Consider the following 16562-nt stretch of genomic DNA (forward strand, 5'->3'; position numbering starts at 1 on the left):
GCGCTCCGCGTCACCCGCAGCCGGACTCGACCCCCAGGGCGGAGGGGCCCGCCGCCTCGTCCACGACCCGCCCGATCAGCGCCAGCTGCCGGACCTGCTCGGAGGTGAGCCGGTCCATCACCGTGCGCCGGACGTGCTCCACGTGCCCGGGAGCGACCTCCTCGACCTTCTCGAGGCCCCGGGGGGTGATCTCGGCGAGCACCACGCGCTTGTCCTTCGCGTCGCCCGCGCGCACCACCAGGTCGTCGCGCTCGAGCCGGGCCACGATGCGGGAGAGCCGCGACTGCGAGGTGTTGGTGACGGCGGCGAGCTCCGACATCCGCCGGCGCCGGTCGGGCGCCTCGGAGAGCATCGCGAGGACGAGGTACTCGGCGAGGCTCAGGTCCGCCTCGGCCTGCAGCTGGGACTCGATGCTGCCGGGAAGGGTGAACATGATGGAGACGAGGGCCAGCCAGGCCTCGCGCTCCTCGGGGGACAGCCATCGGGTCTCGGTCATGGGGAGAATTCTACGAGCCGTTCCTTGACGCCTCAAACAACCGCCGTGCGGAGTGCCCCCGGAGCCCTGGTAATGGGCCCCACCTGCGGGTCCGCCCATAATGGGGCCATGGACTCCCTCGGCACCTGGCCCCTGCCCCTCACCGCGGACGACCGCGGCTTCGACGCCCAGGTGATGAAACGGCTCCGGACGGGCCCGGCACCCCGGCGCGACGACGACGCCGACCGCCCCGCCCCGGTCGAGCGGCTCGACGCGGCGCTGGTGCTCGCGATCCCGCTCGCGGCGGCGCTCGCCGTGGTGCTGCTGTGGCAGCAGTGGTCCCGCTCGGGCTCGGCGCTGCTGCTGGTGCTCCTCGCCGGGATCCTCGTCGGCGCCGCCCTGTGGTGGGTGTCCCGGCTCAGGCGCGCCTTCGCGGGTGCGCAGCGGCGGCTCGGCTGCCGCCTGGCGGACGTGGTCGTGCACGGCGTGGGCGTCGTGCGGGAGCTCTCGCTCGCGCCCGTCCCCGGGGAGGGCGCCGCCGAGGGGGCGGATGCGCAGCACGACGGACGCGTCCGGGCCCGGCTCGAGCTGTCCGTGAGCCCGGTGAGCGGGCCCGGGTTCAGCACCGCGGTGGAGGCGGTCTACGACGCCGGCGCGGCCCGCCGTCTCCAGGCCGGCTCGCACGGGCCCGTGCGCTTCCTGCGCGACGACCCCGCGGGCACCACCGTGATCGAGACCCGGCTGTCCGCGGCGCAGGTCGAGCAGGTCTACCGCGCCGCGGCGCTGAACTGAGCGGCGCTCACGGCCGGAGGGGCGTCCGCCGCTCCTGCGCGGCCCGCTCCGCCTTCGCCCGCAGCTGCTCGCGCAGGTCCTCACCGGCAGCCAGCAGCTCCGGCAGCCGCTCCCGCTGCGTGGTCTGCGCGCGGAAGGCGTTCACGACCCCCACCCCGTGGGCGGCACGGTGCACGAGCTCCACCGGCATCCCCGCGCGCACGGTGCCCGGCTCCAGGACCTTCAGGTAGGCCCCCGAGCGGCCCCGCTCGGTGAACCTGCGCAGCCACCCCCGCACCTGCATGGCCGCGCGGAACGTTCCGCAGGGGATGCGCGCGTCGGTCACCTGCAGCAGCACGTCCCCGATCCGCCAGCGGTCGCCCAGCCGGGCGTCGTCGACGTCGGCGCCCAGAAGGGTGAGGTTCTCCCCGAAGGAGCCGCTGGGGACCTCGCGGCCGAGCTCCCGCGCCCAGTGGTCGAGCTCCTCGCGCGCGAACGCGTACACCGCCTGGTCCGTGCCGCCGTGGTGCCGGCTGTTGCCGATGAAGTCGCCGACCACGCCCGAGCCGAGGCCGCCCCGACGGGGGCCGGGCTCGCGGAGCTCCACGGCCCCGGGGACGGGGCGCTTGCGGATCCCCGTGGGCAGGGCCGACCGTGCGGGGTTCTCCTCGGCGCGGCCCACGTTGACGCTCTCCACCACGCCGATCCGCCGCTTCTCGCTCATGCCGGGAGACTACCGGGGGACCCGGTCCCGGACGAGGCCGGGGGGATCAGCGCCGGGGCTTGAGCGCGCTCGATCCGGCGGACGGCACGACCGGGGTGGCGGCCGTCTCGGCCTCCGGCTCCACGACCTCGCGCCGCTCGGGCCGGCCGGCACCTGATCCCTCGTCCACCGCGGTCCCCGGGCGGGGCGTGCGCACCGGCAGGGAAGGACGGCGGCGCCCGGACGTGCGGGGGGCGTCGTTGATCGCGGTCACGGACACGGCCATCGCGTTGAGCGCGAGACCGAGGAGCACGAACAGCCACGCCGCGACGGGGTACCACGCCAGGCCGAGGACCACTCCGAGCACGACGAGGGCGACGGAGGTCAGGTAGGCGGGCGTCAGGACGCGCTGGACGTTGAACTTCATGACCTCTATTCCATCACGCGGGCGCGTCGATCGACCAACGCGCCCGGCCGTTTCCCGGAGGGCTCCCGGGGGACTCCCCGGAAGCCCTCCCCGCGTATACCGTGGACGGCATGGACGACGTGGTCAGCCTGGATCCCGACCTGCTCGAGCTCGCCCGCACCGCCCGCACGGTGGCCGTCCTCACCGGCGCCGGCATGTCGGCGGAGAGCGGGGTGCCCACCTTCCGCGAGCCCGGGAAGGGGCTGTGGGACCGGTGGTCGCCCGCGCAGCTGGCCACCCCGGAGGCGTGGGAGGCGGACCCGGAGCTCGTGTGGTCCTGGTACCTGTGGCGCGCCCGGCAGGTCCGGCTGCTGCGGCCCAACGACGGCCACCGGGCCCTCGCCCGCTGGGCCCGCACGGCGCGGGTGCGGGTCGTCACCCAGAACGTCGACGACCTGCACGAGCGGGCGGGCTCCGAGGTGCTGGCGCACCTGCACGGCAGCCTCTTCGCGTTCCGCTGCTCGGCGTGCGGCACCCCGTACCCCGGCGACCTCGTGGACGGCCTCGGCCTGGACCGCGCGGAGGGCCTGGACGAACCCGTCCGCGAGCGCCCGCCGGCCTGTCCCGCCTGCGGCGGCCCGGTGCGCCCGGGCGTGGTCTGGTTCGGGGAGCTGCTGCCGGAGGGCGCCATGGAGCGGGCGGCGGAGGCCGTGGCGCAGGCCGATCTCGTGGTCGTCGTGGGGACGTCGGGCCTCGTGCAGCCGGCGGCCTCCCTGCCGCTGATCGCCGCCGGCCGCGGCATCCCCGTCGTCGAGGTCAACCCGGAGGACACCGCGCTCACCCCGCACGCGACGTGGTCCGTGCGGGCGGGCTCCGCGCGGGCCCTGCCCCGGCTCGCGCCCGGCGGCGGCGGGGAGCCCGCGTCCCGCTGAGAGCTGAACCGTTCCCCGGTGCCTTGTCACGGTCCGGGCCGCGGGACGAGACTGGGCGGCGGACACCGGTCCCCCGGAGGCGCTCCCCGGGACCACGCTCACCTCCCACGAAAGGCACGGTCCATGACCCAGTCCCCCACCCTGACCCTCCACGACGGCAACACCATTCCCCAGTTCGGCTACGGCGTGTGGCAGGTCGACTCCGAGATCGCCGAGGACGTGGTCGGCAAGGCCCTCGAGGTCGGCTACCGCCACATCGACACCGCCAAGATCTACGGCAACGAGGAGGGCGTCGGCCGGGCCATCGCCAACAGCGGCATCCCGCGCGACGAGATCTTCGTGACCACCAAGCTGTGGAACGACGACCACGGCTACGACTCCGCGCTGCAGGCCATCGACGCCTCCCTGGAGCGGCTGGGCCTCGACTACGTCGACCTGTACCTCATCCACTGGCCCACGCCGCAGCGCGGCAAGTACCTGGAGACCTGGAAGGCCTTCCAGGAGATCCGCGACAGCGGCAAGGCCCGCTCCATCGGCGTCTCCAACTTCCCGGAGGAGGAGCTGCAGGAGATCATCGACGCGACGGGCGTGGTGCCCGTGGTCAACCAGGTCGAGCTGCACCCCTACTTCAACCAGTCCGCGCTGCGCGAGGTCAACGCCTCCCACGGCGTGCTCACGGAGGCGTGGTCCCCGCTGGGCCAGGGCGGCGACCTGCTGCAGGACCCGGTGATCCGCGAGATCGCCGCCAAGCACGGCGCCACGCCCGGGCAGGCCATCATCGCCTGGCACCTGGCCATCGGCAACGTGGTCTTCCCCAAGACCGTCACCCCCGAGCGGATCCAGGAGAACTTCGACGCGCTGGAGGTCCGGCTCGACCCCGAGGACGTCGAGGCGATCAACGGCCTGGACAACGGCGGGCGCATCGGCACGGACCCGAAGGACTTCAACTGATCCCCGGCCGCCGCTGAGCGGACCGACCGCCCGGGAGCGCCCGGGACCGCGGCCTCCCCGCCGCGGCCCCGGGCGTTGCCGTGCCCGGGGCCGCGGCGGTCGGGACCGGACCCCGCCGATTGGTGCGGAACGGGGCGGCGGGTGGAGCATGGACGCCATGACTTCCGAGACCCCTCGCGCGACGGACGGCGCCACGAGCGCCCTGCGACCGCGCGATCCCTCCGACGACACCCCCGGGACCGACCCCCGCAACCCCTCCGGCAGGACCTTCTTCGGCCAGCCGCGCATGCTGGCGAACCTGTTCAGCGTGGAGACGTGGGAGCGGTTCTCCTTCTACGGCATGCAGGGCATCGTCCTGCTCTACATGTACTTCGCCACGGCCGACGGCGGGCTGGGCATCGACCGGGCCACGGCCGCCGGCATCGTGGGCGCCTACGGCGGCACCGTCTACCTCTTCGCCATCGTGGGCGGGTGGGTCGCCGACCGGATCCTGGGCTCCGAGCGGACCATGTTCCTCAGCGGCGTGCTCATCATGCTCGGGCACGTCTGCCTCGCCCTGATCCCCGCGGTCCCGGGCCTGGCCACCGGCCTGATCCTCATCGCGATCGGCTCCGGCGGGCTCAAGACCACGATCACCAGCCTCGTGGGCTCCCTCTACGACCGCCACGACCCCCGCCGCGACGCCGGCTTCTCGATCTTCTACATGGGCGTCAACATCGGGGGCCTGCTCGGCCCGCTGCTCACCGGCTGGGCCCAGCAGACCTGGGGCTTCCACCTCGGCTTCGGCCTCGCCGCGATCGGCATGGCCCTGGGCCTGACGCAGTACGCGCTCAACCGCAGGAACCTCCCCGGCGAGGTCCACCACGTGCCCAACCCCCTGCCCCGCGACCAGTACGGGAAGTGGGCCGGGATCGCCGCAGCCGCGGTCGCCGTCGTCGTCGTGGCCGTCCTCACGGGCCTGCTCACCGCGGACAACCTCGCGAACGTCGTCGTGGTCGTCACCGTCGTGGCGGCCGTGGCCCTGTTCACCGTCCTGCTCACCAGCAGGAAGGTCGACGACGACGAGCGCTCCCGCGTGCGGTCCTTCATCCCGATGTTCATCGGCTCGGCCGCGTTCTTCGCCCTGTTCCAGCAGCAGTTCACCGTGGTGACGATCTACTCGGACACCCGCCTGGACCGGGCGCTCGGCGACTGGACCATGCCCATCTCGTGGGTGCAGTCCTTCAACCCGTTCTTCATCATCGTCTTCGCCCCCGTGTTCGCGGCCCTGTGGACCCGCCTGGGCGCGCGGCAGCCCTCGACCCCCACCAAGTTCGGTCTCGGCATCATGCTCATGGGCTCGGCGTTCCTCGTCTTTTTGCCCATGGTGGGCGTGGGCGCGGTGCCCGTGCTGTGGATCGCGCTGATCCTCCTCGTCGCCACGCTCGGCGAGCTGCTGGTCTCCCCGGTGGGCCTGTCCCTGTCCACCAAGCTCGCCCCGCGGGCGTACCCCGTGCTGATGGTGGCGCTGAACTACCTGTCGGTGGCCCTGGGCACGGCGCTGTCCGGATCGCTCGCCGTGTTCTACAGCGAGCGGACCGAGGGCGCCTACTTCGGGGTGCTCGGCGCGGTGACCATCGCGATCGGCGCGGTCCTGCTGCTGCTGGCCCGGCCCGTGACCCGCTGGATGCGCGGCGTCCGCTGATCCCCCCCCCCGGCCCCCTCCGCCCCGGCACGCCGCGGAGGGGGCCGGCCTCGTCCCGGGCCGTGCCGGGAACCATCTCCCGCACCACCGCGGCCGCGGGGACCTCCCGCTCGGCCGCGGAGGACGGACCGGCCCACAGGCCGATCGCCTCCGGGTCCAGACCTCCCGCCGCAGTCGCCCGGACGGGCTCCGACCGCTGATCCACCTGGACACATGCCGTGGGCGACATGTTCGTGCAGCGCGCGAGGACCCCCTCGCGCGGGCCCCGCACGAGCCGCCCCGAGAACGTCCGGGTGAGCGCCGTCCCCGGGTGGCGCCCGGAGGCCTGCGCCGGCGGCCACGAACGCCACGGCGAGGGAGGACAGGGCGCAACGGCGCGCCGAGGAGGTCACGTCTCCCGGCCGGGGAGGCCGTGGCCGCCCGTCCCCCTGGGTCGGGCCCGAACCTTGGCATAGGCTGAGAGCACCGTCACTGTCCGACCCGGCGCACGTCCACCCGACCTGACCGATGCGAGGTATCCCATGGCCCAGTCCGCGCAACCGACCACCCGGGCGGGTCATCAGCCCGAGCTCAAGCGGGTCATGGGCCCCGGCCTGCTCCTGCTGTTCATCGTGGGCGACATCCTCGGCACCGGCGTGTACGCCCTCACCGGCAACATCGCGGGCGAGATCGGCGGCGCGGCCTGGGCGCCGATCCTCGTGGCGTTCGTGGTCGCGACCATCACCGCGTTCTCCTACCTGGAGCTCGTGACGAAGTACCCCGGGGCGTCCGGGGCCGCCCTGTACACGCACAAGGCCTTCGGGGTCCACTTCGTCACGTTCCTCGTGACCTTCGCCGTGCTCAGCTCAGGCCTGACGTCGGCCTCGACGGCCGCCTCGGCCGTGGCCTCCAACTTCGCCCGCGGCTTCGGGCTCGACGTCGGCACCACGGGCATCACGGTGATCGCGGTGCTCTTCATCGCCGTGCTGGCCGCGATCAACGTCCGGGGCGTGACCGAGGGCCTGGCGTTCAACGTGGTGCTCACCTGCGTGGAGCTGACCGGTCTGCTCATCGTGATCCTCGTGGGCTTCTGGGCGGCGTTCCAGGGCAAGGCCGACTTCAGCCAGACGATGGTCTTCGAGACCTCCGAGGACAAGGGCCTCTTCCTCGCGCTGACGGCGGTCACCTCGCTGGCCTTCTTCTCCTTCGTGGGCTTCGAGGACTCGGTCAACATGGTCGAGGAGACCAAGAACCCCAGCCGGGACTTCCCCCGCGTGATGCTCTTCGGCCTGGGGCTCACGGGCGCCGTCTACATGCTGGTCTCGATCTTCACCGTGGCGGTGGTGCCCATCGGCGTGCTCGGCGAGTCCACCACCCCGCTGCTGGACATGGTCAAGACCGGGGCGCCGAACATCCCGATCGACACCATCTATCCCTTCCTGACGATCTTCGCCGTGGCCAACACCGCGCTGATCAACATGCTCATGGCCTCGCGCCTGCTCTACGGCATGGCCCGGCAGGGCGTGCTCCCCGACTTCCTGGGCTACGTGCTGCCCGTCCGCCGGACCCCGTGGTCTGCGATCATCTTCACCACCGTCCTGGCCATGGGCCTGATCATCGCGATCAACAACATCCTCGGCAAGGGCACCGCGAGCGCCCTCGGCGGCACCACCGCCCTCCTGCTCCTCGGGGTGTTCACCATCGTCAACATCGCGGCGATCATCCTGCGCCGGGACACCACGCCCACCCACGACTACTTCCACGCGCCCCGGGTCCTGCCCTACCTCGGCGCGCTCACGTGCGCCTTCCTGGTGGGCCCCTGGGCCCAGGACGTCATCGAGTACCAGATCGCGGCGGTGCTGCTGGCCATCGGCCTGGGCCTGTGGATCCTCAACTTCATCTACGACCGTCTGTTCCTGGGCCGCAAGGTGCGCTTCGAGAACCCCGAGGACCTCGCCCGCCTGGAGGACGAGCCCGAGGGCCGCGACCCGCACCTCGGCAACCGCTGACCCCCGCCCCCGCCGCACCCGAGGAGATCCCGTGACCGTCGTCGTCGGATACATGCCCACCGCCCCCGGACACGCGGCCCTGGACGCCGCGATCCTCGAGGCCGAGCGCCGCAGCACGGACCTCGTGGTGGTCCAGCCGCGGCCGCGGCGCCACCAGTCGCAGGAGGTCGTCGCGGACATCGACGTCGAGCAGGACAAGCTCGCCCGTTCGGGGGTGCGCTACGTGCTGCGGGAGCCCGACCACGACAGCGACCCGGCGGACGTCATCCTCGACACCGCCCGCGAGCACGACGCCGAGCTCATCGTCCTGGGCATCCGCCGGCGCTCCCCGGTCGGGAAGATCATCACGGCGAGCACGGCCCAGCGCGTGCTGCTGGAGAGTCCCTGCCCCGTGCTGTGCGTCAAGGCGATCTACGACTGAGCCGGGTCCTGTTAGTTCTGTTTTCGAACTATTAGACTGGGGCCGGATCCCGGCAGCCTCGGGACGCGTCGGCCGCTGCGCCGCCCCACCGCCCGGAAAGGCCCCGCCATGCCCTCCACCGCACCCGCCGGCTCCCGGCCCGCCCCGTGGGCGGACGCCCCGGAACCTCCGCGGCCGTCCCGCGGCCGCCGGTGGCTGCGGGTGCTGCTCCCGGCGCTGCTGATCGTGGGCTGGCTGGCCGTGGCCGGGATCGGCGGGCCGTACTTCGGGAAGATCTCCGAGGTCTCCACGAACGACCAGTCGAGCTTCCTGCCCGAGTCCACGGAGTCCACCCGCGTCACGGAGCTGCAGGGCGCGTTCCGGGACTCGGACGCCATCCCCGCCATCGTCCTCCTGGTCCGGGAGGGCGGGCTCACCGCCGAGGACCGGGCCTGGGCCCAGGAGCTCACCGCGGCGGTCCAGGAGGCGGGCCTGGCGGAGGGCGAGACCTCCCCGCCCCTGCCCTCCGAGGACGGCCAGGCCCTCTCGGTCGTCGTGCCCCTGCCGGACGGCGAGGTCGTCGACGACGTCGAGGCCCTGTCCGCCCAGCTCGAGGAGGGCATCCCGGAGGGGCTGGAGAGCTACGTCACCGGACCCGCCGGCTTCACGGCCGACCTCGTCGCCGGCTTCGCCGGCATCGACGGTCTGCTGCTGGGGGTCGCCCTGGCCGTGGTGTTCGTGATCCTGCTCGTCGTCTACCGCTCCCCCGTGCTGCCGGTGCTCGTGCTGCTGACCTCGGTCTTCGCGCTGAGCGCCGCGATCCTGCTGGTGTACTGGCTCGCCGCCAACGACGTCGTGCGGATCAGCGGACAGGTCCAGGGCATCCTCTTCATCCTCGTGGTCGGCGCGGCCACCGACTACTCCCTGCTCTACACCGCCCGCTACCGGGACGCCCTGCTCCGCCACCGGCACCGCGGGGACGCGACGCGGGCGGCGCTGAAGGGCTCGGCGGAGCCGATCATCGCCTCCGGCGCCACGGTGATCGCGGGCCTGCTGTGCCTGCTGCTGTCCGACCTCGCCTCCAACAAGGCGTTGGGCCCCGTGGCCTCGGTCGGCATCGTCATGTCGATCCTCGCGGCGCTGACCTTCCTGCCCGCCGTGCTCCACGCGACCGGGCGCGGCGCCTTCTGGCCCTTCCGCCCCCGGTACGACCCGGGGAAGGCCGAGCGCGTGCGCGTCGTCGACCACGGGGCGGACGGCCGTCCGACGGTCGAGGGCCGGGGCCTGTGGGCCTCCGTGGCCCGGTTCGTGGCGCGGGCCCCGCGCGCCATCTGGCTCGTGACCACGCTGGTGCTGCTGATCCTCGCCGGGTTCAGCACCCAGTTCCAGGCCTCCGGCGTGGAGCAGAGCGAGCTCGTGCTCGGCGAGTCCGAGGCCCGCGACGGCCAGCAGGCCCTCGCGGAGCACTTCCCCGGCGGCTCGGGCAGTCCCGCCGTCGTGATGGTGCCCACCGAGGAGCTGGACGCGGCCGTGGAGGCGGTCGAGGCCACCGGCGGGGTGGCCGACGTCTCCGCCGTCGCCGGCGGTTCCCCGTCCGGCACCGTGCCGCTCGGCGACGCCGCGGTGGGCCCGTTCGCGGGCGTCGAGCCGACCGAGGCGCAGGGCCGGTACCAGCTGCAGGCCACCCTCGAGGACGCCGCGGACTCCCCCGAGGCCGAGGCCACCGTGCGGCAGCTGCGCGAGAACCTGTCCGCGCTGGACCAGGAGATCCTCGTGGGCGGCACGACCGCCACGACCATCGACACCAACGAGACCTCGATCCAGGACCGCACCCTGATCATCCCGGTGATCCTCGTGGTGATCACCCTGATCCTGATGCTGCTGCTGCGCTCGGTGCTGGCCCCGGTCCTGCTGGTCCTCACCACCGTGGTCTCGTTCTTCACGGCGCTCGGGGTCTCGGCGCTCGTCTTCGAGCACCTGCTGGACCTGCCGGGAGCCGACCCGTCGGTGCCGCTGTTCGGGTTCGTGTTCCTCGTGGCGTTGGGGATCGACTACAACATCTTCCTCATGTCGCGCGTGCGCGAGGAGTCGCTCTCCCACGGCACCCGCGCCGGGATCCTGCGGGGCCTGGCCCTCACGGGCGGGGTGATCACCTCGGCGGGGATCGTGCTGGCGGCGACCTTCGCGGCGCTGGCCGTCATCCCCATCATGTTCCTGGTGCAGCTGGCGTTCATCGTGGCGTTCGGCGTGCTGCTCGACGCGCTGATCGTGCGCTCCCTGCTGGTGCCCGCCCTGACCTACGACGTCGGGCGGGCCGTCTGGTGGCCCTTCCACCGGCGGATCGAGCCCTGAGCCGGACCCCGGGAGGACCCGGGGCCGGGCTCAGGCGGCGTGGTGACCGGAGTGCCGGGCGACGACCGGCACGTGCGCCGTGACGGGATGCGCCTCCTCGGCGGGCGCACCGTCCTGCGCGTCGTCGCCGGCGTCGGGCGCCACGAACCCGGCGCCCTCCTGGCGCCAGCCGAAGCCGTAGGCGAGCGCGGGCACGACGGTGTTGGCGAGCCCGCAGCCCACCGCGAGCCCGGCCCACGCGACGGGGAACGAGGCGAGGACATCGAGCGGATAGTGCACGCCCAGGTAGACCCGGGACAGCCCCACGAGCACCGCGGTCACCAGGCCGGCGACGAGCACGACGGGAGCGGCGAGGGATCCCCGCACGGCCAGGCAGAAGGCCGCCCCGATCGCCACCGCCGCCCCCGTGTGCCCCGACGGGAAGGACGTGAGGCCGTCCACCAGGACCAGGGGATCGGCGAACGCGGACGCGTCCGGGCGGGGACGGCCCACGGCGACCTTGACCATCGCGACGGCGGCCCACCCGCTGAGCGCGGTCACGGCGAAGCCGGCGGCGTCCCACGGACGGCGGCGTGCCCGGGCGAGCCACGCGGTGAGCGCCGCGATGATCGCGAGCGCCCCCGGGGTCGAGAACGCGTGGTGGAGGACGAGGGCGAGGGCGTCCAGGACGCCGACGTGCGCCGCCTGGAGCCGTTGCAGGACCTCGGTCTCCTGGGCCGCCGTCCCGGGGGAGTACACGAGCAGGCGGCCCACGGTCGCCGTGACGAGCACGACGATGAACGGGACGACCAGCCACTGGTGCAACTGGGGCAGGGACCAGGTGGAACGGGCCGGCCGGGGGGAAGAGTGCTGCGCCGGTAGTGCCATGTGCTCCACCATGACACACGCCACGTTGCCGGAGCGGTCCGGAGGGGCGTTGCCAAGGGGGTTGGGGGAATTTTCGCCGAATCGATACAAAGAATGACAAATCATGAAGCATGTGGGCGGAAGCGGGGACAGCTCGGACCCCTGTGTGACGGGACCCGGCCGAATACGTCGGCGGCGGCCTCGATCAACAGCAAAAGGCTGATTGCTCGCGTCGCTGAGGAGTTTCACGTGGAACAGGTGGCGAAGTCAGCGGAAGATCAACCTCATGATGGGGATTTGACCTCCTTCCGGGCCTCACGCCGGTGCTGGAACCGGCTCCCGGAGCCGGCTCCCCTGTCCCGGGGCCGGGGGACGGGACCTTGCGGGGGAGGGCGCTAGACTGTGCGGCCACCGCACCCGGCCGCACCCCCGGTCGGTGGATCCCGCAAGCAGTGGAGGAGAACCCGTGTTCAAGAAGGACCCGTCCCGCAGGACCCGGCCGTCCGCGTCCCACGCCGATGCCGTGCGGCACGTGGAGCAGGGAGGCGTGGCGATCTACTGGCGCCCCGGCTGCCCGTTCTGCAGCATGCTCGAGCACGGACTGGGCGAGGACGCCGACAGCGCCACCTGGACCAACATCTGGGAGGACCAAGACGCCCTCGCGTTCGTGGAGTCGCTCAACGACGGCAACGCCACCGTGCCCACCGTGGTCGCCGGCACGGAGCACTTCGTCGCAGCCTCCCCGGAGGCGGTCGCCGCGACCAGGGGTCTGATCGACCACGCCCGAAAGGCCCGCTGAGCGCGGGCCCGGCAGGTCGAGGAGCCGGCGGGCCGCGTCAGCCCAGGTCCAGCAACGCCGCCAGCTCCGCGAAGACCGCCGGGACCAGGCTGTAGTGCGCCCACCTGCCCCGCTGCTCACGGGTGACCAGACCGGCGTCCACGAGCTTCTTCATGTGGTGGCTCACCGTGGGCTGGCTGATGCCGAGGTCGTCCACCAGGTGGCACACGCACACGGCCTCGCACCCCTGCGCCGCCACGTGGGAGAGCAGGCGCAGGCGCGTGGGATCGGCAAGCGCCTTGAGCACTCCGGCGAGCCGCCCGGCCTCGTCGGCGGTCAGGGGGCGCTCGGTCAGGGCGCAGCACGGGGAGGACATGCATTCCACCATACATTGACGGTGATCTATGTGACACCTAGGATGACCCAGGATCGACGTCCGTCGATGCACCCGGGACACGGGGTGGCGCACCGCGCGGCGCCGGCGCTCCCGCTCCGCCCCGGACCCCGCAGAGGAACACCCGCATGACGCAGTCCCCCACGGCCTCCCCCGCCCGCACGGCCGCGCCCTCCGGCGCGGTCCGGGACCTGTCCTTCCTCGACCGCTGGCTGCCGGCGTGGATCCTGCTCGCCATGGCCGCAGGCCTCCTGCTCGGCCGCCTCGTGCCCGGACTGGACACCGCCCTGGAGGCCGTGACGGTCGGGGAGGTCTCTCTGCCCATCGCCGTCGGGCTGCTGGTGATGATGTACCCGGTGCTGGCGAAGGTGCGCTACGACGAGACCCACCGGGTGGCCGGGGACAGGCGCCTGATGGGCGCCTCCCTGGCGCTGAACTGGATCGTCGGGCCCGCACTCATGTTCGCCCTGGCCTGGCTCCTCCTGCCCGATCTGCCGGAGTACCGCACCGGGCTGATCATCGTGGGCCTGGCCCGCTGCATCGCCATGGTGCTGATCTGGAACGACCTCGCCTGCGGGGACCGCGAGGCCGCGGCCGTGCTCGTGGCGGTCAACTCCGTCTTCCAGGTGCTCGCCTTCGGCGCGCTGGGCTGGTTCTACCTCCAGGTCCTGCCCGGGTGGCTGGGCCTGCCGGCGACGTCGGCGGAGTTCTCCGCGTGGTCCATCGTCGTCTCCGTGCTCGTCTTCCTGGGCATCCCCCTGGTGGCCGGGTTCCTCACCCGCACGCTCGGGGAGAGGACCAAGGGCCGCACCTGGTACGAGCAGAGGTTCCTCCCCGGACTGGGGCCCTGGGCCCTGTACGGGCTGCTCTTCACGATCGTGCTGCTCTTCGCCCTCCAGGGCGAGGCGATCACCTCCAGCCCCTGGGACGTGGTGCGCATCGCCTGGCCGCTGCTGGCCTACTTCCTCCTCATGTTCGGCATCGGCCTGCTCGCCTCCCGCGCCCTGGGCCTGAACTACGCGAGGTCCACCACCGTGGCCTTCACCGCCGCCGGCAACAACTTCGAGCTCGCCATCGCCGTGGCCATCGGCACCTTCGGGGTCACCTCCGGGCAGGCCCTGGCCGGGGTGGTCGGCCCGCTCATCGAGGTGCCTGTGCTGGTGGCCCTGGTCTATGTGTCCCTGGAGGCCGGGCGCAAGCTGTTCCCCGGTGATGCCACCGTTCCCACCCGCTGACCGGACCCGGTCCCGCACCTCCCCTGTTCCCGCGAACCTCCAGGAGTCCCCGTTGAGCGACACCCAGCCCTCTGTCCTGTTCGTCTGCGCCAAGAACGGCGGCAAGTCCCAGATGGCCGCCGCCCTCATGGACCACTACGCCCACGGGTCCGTGGAGGTCCACTCCGCCGGCACCACGCCGGGCGGCACGATCAATGCGCTGTCCGCCGAGGTGATCGCCGAGGTCGGCGCCGACATGTCCCACGGGCACCCCAAGCCGGTCGACCCCGACCTGCTGCGCCGGGTCGACCGGGTGGTCGTGCTGGGCGACGAGGCGAAGGTCGAGCCCGCCGAGGGGATGGCGGGCACCGTCGAGACCTGGCACACCGACGAGCCCTCCACCCGCGGCATCGGGGGCATCGAGCGGATGCGCCTGGTCCGCGACGACATCGACGCCCGCGTCCAGGCCCTGCTCACCGAGCTCACCGCCCGCCCCGCCGACCCGGCCCCGTGAACCCGGCCCGTGAACCCGGCCCCGCGGACGCGATCAGCCCGGCGGTCCGGGAGTGATGCCGCCCACAGCGGACGGGGAGCGGGAAGGGTTCCGCGCCGGACACCGTTATTGAGACGTCAACTTTTTCCGACCGGAGGGAACCCCGCCATGACCACCGTCCTCGCGTTCCTCGGCTCGCCGCGCCAGGCGTCCACCAACAAGATGCTCCTCGAGGCCGTCCGGGCCGTCGCCCCGGAGGACGTCGACGTCGTCGTCTACGAGGGCCTCGCCGACCTGCCCTTCTACAACGAGGACGTGGACGTGGACGGCACCCGCCCGGCTCCGTTCGAGGCGCTGCGGGACGCCGCCGCCGCCGCGGACGCCCTGCTCGTGGTGACCCCGGAGTACAACGGCACCATGCCCGCCACGATCAAGAACATGGTCGACGTCCTTTCCCGCCCGTTCGGCGACAGCGCGATCAAGGGCAAGCCCGCGGCCGTGATCGGCAGCGCCTTCGGCCAGTACGGCGGGGTGTGGGCCCAGGAGGAGGTCCGCAAGGCACTGGGCATCGCCGGCGCCCGGGTGCTCGAGGAGCCCCGGCTCGCCGTGGGCGGGGCCGCCGCCCGCTTCGAGGCCACGCCCCCCGCCGAGGACCCCGAGATCGTCGCCGCCATCCACGCCGTGCTGGCCGCGCTGAGCACCGCCGAGGAGCTCCAGCCGGTCTCCTGAGCGACCCCTCCCTGCTGCTCGCCCCCGCCCCCGCCGCGCCCGCGGCGGGGGCGACGTCGTGGTCCTCTCTCTTGTCTTCGACCTCCGAACGCCACCTACAATTGGTGCAACAACCACGTTCACCGGTGAAAGAGGACGGCGATGTCCGTGCCCCCGGGGCCCCGGCTGAAGCCGGGCTCCCAGACGTCCCTGCGCAACGCGAACCAGCGCCGGGTGCTCGAGACCGTCCGCCGCCACGGCCGGCTGACCCAGGCCCAGATCTCCCGGCGCACCGCCCTGGCCCCGTCCACGGTCTCCAACATCGTCCACGAGCTGATCGGCGCCGGCCTGCTGGCGATGGAGGCGGACAACGCGGGCCGCCGGGGCCAGCTCATCAGCTTCCGGGGCTCGGCCGGGCACGTGGTGGGCATCGACGTGGGCCACCGCCACCTCACGGTCGCCGTGGCCGACCTCAACCAGCGGATCCTCGCCCAGCGCCGCCACGACCTCCCGGCGGGGCACCGCTTCGCCGAGGGCCTCGAGCTGGTGGGCGCCGTCCTGGACGACCTCCTCGAGGACGCCGGCCTCCCCCGCTCCGGGCTCCTGGCCGCCGGACTCACCCTCCCGGCCCCCGTGGACCTCGAGGGACGGCTGATCAGCGCCGCCGCGATCCTGCCCGCCTGGGGCGGGATCGACGTGCGCGAGGAGTCCGGACGGCTCCTGGGCCTGCCCGTCGTCGTCGAGAACGACGCGAACGCCGGGGCCCTCGGCGAGCTCGCGTGGGGCGCGGGCCGCGGGACCCGCAACATGGTGTACGTCAAGGTCGGCCACGGCGTGGGGTCCGGGCTGATCCTCAACGGCTCCCTCTTCCGCGGCGCCACCGGGTCCGCGGGCGAGATCGGGCACTCGACCCTCGACGAGCGCGGCAGGGTGTGCCGCTGCGGCAACCGCGGCTGCCTCGAGACGTTCGTCTCCTCCGGCGAGGTCGCCCGCCTGCTGGCCGGCACCCACGGGCCGGACCTCACCGTGGAGGGCCTCGTCGACGCCGCCCTGGCGGGCGACGTGGCCTGCGGGCGCGTCGTCGGCGACACCGGCCGGACGCTGGGCCCCACCGTGGCCACGCTGTGCAACACCCTCAATCCCGAGCTCGTGGTGATCGGCGGCGAGATCGCCCGCGCCGGGGAGCTGCTCCTCGGCCCGCTGCGCGAGACCGTCTCCCGCCACGGGGTGCACGGCAACGTCCGCGAGCTGCGGATCGAGGCCGCCCGGCTCGGCCTCCAGGCCCATGTGGCCGGCGCCGTGATCGTGGCGCTGCAGCGCGCCGAGCTGCCGGTGGGGGCCGGACCGGAGAACTTACCGACGGGTCAGTAGCAATGTTCGACTAATGGACATTCCCTCCTCGAAGTTTTACTGTTGAGCGCATCACAAGAACCCCTCGGCGACGGCGGGCCCTCCCGTCCCCCGGGG

General features: G+C 73.0%; 17 protein-coding genes. 12 read left to right on the forward strand and 5 right to left on the reverse strand.

All coding sequences use genetic code 11. The features are described from left to right. Positions 1-10: 10 nt before the first annotated feature. Positions 11-496 carry a MarR family winged helix-turn-helix transcriptional regulator gene (locus ACYSMR_RS09030; RefSeq protein ID WP_251333653.1) on the reverse strand — a complete coding sequence of 162 codons (486 nt, stop codon included), beginning with the start codon at positions 494-496 and terminating at the stop codon, positions 11-13. Between the two features lie 108 nt (positions 497-604). Here ACYSMR_RS09030 and ACYSMR_RS09035 point away from each other — a divergent pair, with 108 nt between their 5' ends. Beyond that, on the forward strand, positions 605-1267 hold the full coding sequence (locus tag ACYSMR_RS09035) for a hypothetical protein (RefSeq protein ID WP_461747992.1): 663 nt from the start codon (positions 605-607) through the stop codon (positions 1265-1267). Positions 1268-1274: 7 nt separating this feature from the next. Here the strand turns inward: ACYSMR_RS09035 and ACYSMR_RS09040 are convergent, their stop codons facing one another. Then, positions 1275-1970, reverse strand: coding sequence for an MOSC domain-containing protein (locus tag ACYSMR_RS09040; protein WP_461747993.1), 696 nt, complete (start codon positions 1968-1970; stop codon positions 1275-1277). Positions 1971-2016: 46 nt separating this feature from the next. Further along, a complete protein-coding gene (locus ACYSMR_RS09045) occupies positions 2017-2376 on the reverse strand; it encodes a hypothetical protein (RefSeq protein WP_251333656.1) in 360 nt (119 codons plus the stop codon). Positions 2377-2486: 110 nt separating this feature from the next. On the opposite strand from ACYSMR_RS09045, the gene ACYSMR_RS09050 reads away from it, so the two are divergent. The 6 genes from ACYSMR_RS09050 to ACYSMR_RS09075 all read left to right on the forward strand — a co-directional run bounded on the left by ACYSMR_RS09050 (position 2487) and on the right by ACYSMR_RS09075 (position 10662). After that, entirely contained in the window at positions 2487-3287 is an 801-nt protein-coding gene (locus tag ACYSMR_RS09050) for an SIR2 family NAD-dependent protein deacylase (protein ID WP_251333657.1), read from the forward strand. Positions 3288-3410: 123 nt separating this feature from the next. Continuing rightward, a complete protein-coding gene (locus tag ACYSMR_RS09055) occupies positions 3411-4238 on the forward strand; it encodes an aldo/keto reductase (RefSeq protein ID WP_251333658.1) in 828 nt (275 codons plus the stop codon). 157 nt (positions 4239-4395) lie between these two features. Continuing rightward, a complete protein-coding gene (locus ACYSMR_RS09060) occupies positions 4396-5922 on the forward strand; it encodes a peptide MFS transporter (RefSeq protein ID WP_251333659.1) in 1527 nt (508 codons plus the stop codon). 521 nt (positions 5923-6443) lie between these two features. Next, a complete protein-coding gene (locus tag ACYSMR_RS09065; RefSeq protein ID WP_251333660.1) occupies positions 6444-7910 on the forward strand; it encodes an APC family permease in 1467 nt (488 codons plus the stop codon). 31 nt (positions 7911-7941) lie between these two features. Beyond that, a complete protein-coding gene (locus ACYSMR_RS09070) occupies positions 7942-8331 on the forward strand; it encodes a universal stress protein (protein ID WP_251333661.1) in 390 nt (129 codons plus the stop codon). A 108-nt stretch (positions 8332-8439) separates the two neighbouring features. Then, positions 8440-10662: an MMPL family transporter gene (locus ACYSMR_RS09075; RefSeq protein WP_461747994.1), complete on the forward strand. Its 2223-nt coding sequence runs from the start codon at positions 8440-8442 to the stop codon at positions 10660-10662. A 30-nt stretch (positions 10663-10692) separates the two neighbouring features. On the opposite strand, the gene ACYSMR_RS09080 is transcribed toward ACYSMR_RS09075, so the two are convergent. Continuing rightward, positions 10693-11466, reverse strand: coding sequence for a phosphatase PAP2 family protein (locus ACYSMR_RS09080; protein ID WP_461747995.1), 774 nt, complete (start codon positions 11464-11466; stop codon positions 10693-10695). A gap of 508 nt (positions 11467-11974) precedes the next feature. Between ACYSMR_RS09080 and ACYSMR_RS09085 the strand changes: the two genes are divergently transcribed. Continuing rightward, positions 11975-12307 carry a glutaredoxin domain-containing protein gene (locus ACYSMR_RS09085; RefSeq protein ID WP_251333664.1) on the forward strand — a complete coding sequence of 111 codons (333 nt, stop codon included), beginning with the start codon at positions 11975-11977 and terminating at the stop codon, positions 12305-12307. A 37-nt stretch (positions 12308-12344) separates the two neighbouring features. On the opposite strand, the gene ACYSMR_RS09090 is transcribed toward ACYSMR_RS09085, so the two are convergent. Next, a complete protein-coding gene (locus ACYSMR_RS09090) occupies positions 12345-12662 on the reverse strand; it encodes an ArsR/SmtB family transcription factor (protein ID WP_251333665.1) in 318 nt (105 codons plus the stop codon). Between the two features lie 146 nt (positions 12663-12808). On the opposite strand from ACYSMR_RS09090, the gene arsB reads away from it, so the two are divergent. The 4 genes from arsB to ACYSMR_RS09110 all read left to right on the forward strand — a co-directional run bounded on the left by arsB (position 12809) and on the right by ACYSMR_RS09110 (position 16466). Then, the gene (gene arsB / locus ACYSMR_RS09095; protein ID WP_251333666.1) at positions 12809-13915 is read left to right on the forward strand and encodes an ACR3 family arsenite efflux transporter; all 1107 of its coding nucleotides are present in this window, start codon (positions 12809-12811) and stop codon (positions 13913-13915) included. 52 nt (positions 13916-13967) lie between these two features. Next, positions 13968-14408 (forward strand): arsenate-mycothiol transferase ArsC, encoded by a 441-nt coding sequence (locus tag ACYSMR_RS09100; protein WP_461747996.1) that lies wholly within the window; start codon positions 13968-13970, stop codon positions 14406-14408. A gap of 147 nt (positions 14409-14555) precedes the next feature. Further along, a complete protein-coding gene (locus ACYSMR_RS09105; protein ID WP_251333668.1) occupies positions 14556-15116 on the forward strand; it encodes an NAD(P)H-dependent oxidoreductase in 561 nt (186 codons plus the stop codon). A 141-nt stretch (positions 15117-15257) separates the two neighbouring features. Beyond that, entirely contained in the window at positions 15258-16466 is a 1209-nt protein-coding gene (locus tag ACYSMR_RS09110; protein ID WP_251333669.1) for an ROK family transcriptional regulator, read from the forward strand. Positions 16467-16562: the final 96 nt, after the last annotated feature.

Source organism: Kocuria sp. U4B, from assembly GCF_054875615.1.

Bases quoted from the DNA above. Each gene is read 5' to 3' on its own strand.
- ACYSMR_RS09090 (WP_251333665.1), bottom strand. From the start codon at position 12,662: ATGTCCTCCCCGTGCTGCGCCCTGACCGAGCGCCCCCTGACCGCCGAC.
- ACYSMR_RS09105 (WP_251333668.1), top strand. From the start codon at position 14,556: ATGACCACCGTCCTCGCGTTCCTCGGCTCGCCGCGCCAGGCGTCCACC.
- arsB (WP_251333666.1), top strand. From the start codon at position 12,809: ATGACGCAGTCCCCCACGGCCTCCCCCGCCCGCACGGCCGCGCCCTCC.
- ACYSMR_RS09035 (WP_461747992.1), top strand. From the start codon at position 605: ATGGACTCCCTCGGCACCTGGCCCCTGCCCCTCACCGCGGACGACCGC.
- ACYSMR_RS09055 (WP_251333658.1), top strand. From the start codon at position 3,411: ATGACCCAGTCCCCCACCCTGACCCTCCACGACGGCAACACCATTCCC.
- ACYSMR_RS09040 (WP_461747993.1), bottom strand. From the start codon at position 1,970: ATGAGCGAGAAGCGGCGGATCGGCGTGGTGGAGAGCGTCAACGTGGGC.
- ACYSMR_RS09065 (WP_251333660.1), top strand. From the start codon at position 6,444: ATGGCCCAGTCCGCGCAACCGACCACCCGGGCGGGTCATCAGCCCGAG.
- ACYSMR_RS09045 (WP_251333656.1), bottom strand. From the start codon at position 2,376: ATGAAGTTCAACGTCCAGCGCGTCCTGACGCCCGCCTACCTGACCTCC.
- ACYSMR_RS09110 (WP_251333669.1), top strand. From the start codon at position 15,258: ATGTCCGTGCCCCCGGGGCCCCGGCTGAAGCCGGGCTCCCAGACGTCC.
- ACYSMR_RS09030 (WP_251333653.1), bottom strand. From the start codon at position 496: ATGACCGAGACCCGATGGCTGTCCCCCGAGGAGCGCGAGGCCTGGCTG.
- ACYSMR_RS09075 (WP_461747994.1), top strand. From the start codon at position 8,440: ATGCCCTCCACCGCACCCGCCGGCTCCCGGCCCGCCCCGTGGGCGGAC.
- ACYSMR_RS09060 (WP_251333659.1), top strand. From the start codon at position 4,396: ATGACTTCCGAGACCCCTCGCGCGACGGACGGCGCCACGAGCGCCCTG.
- ACYSMR_RS09050 (WP_251333657.1), top strand. From the start codon at position 2,487: ATGGACGACGTGGTCAGCCTGGATCCCGACCTGCTCGAGCTCGCCCGC.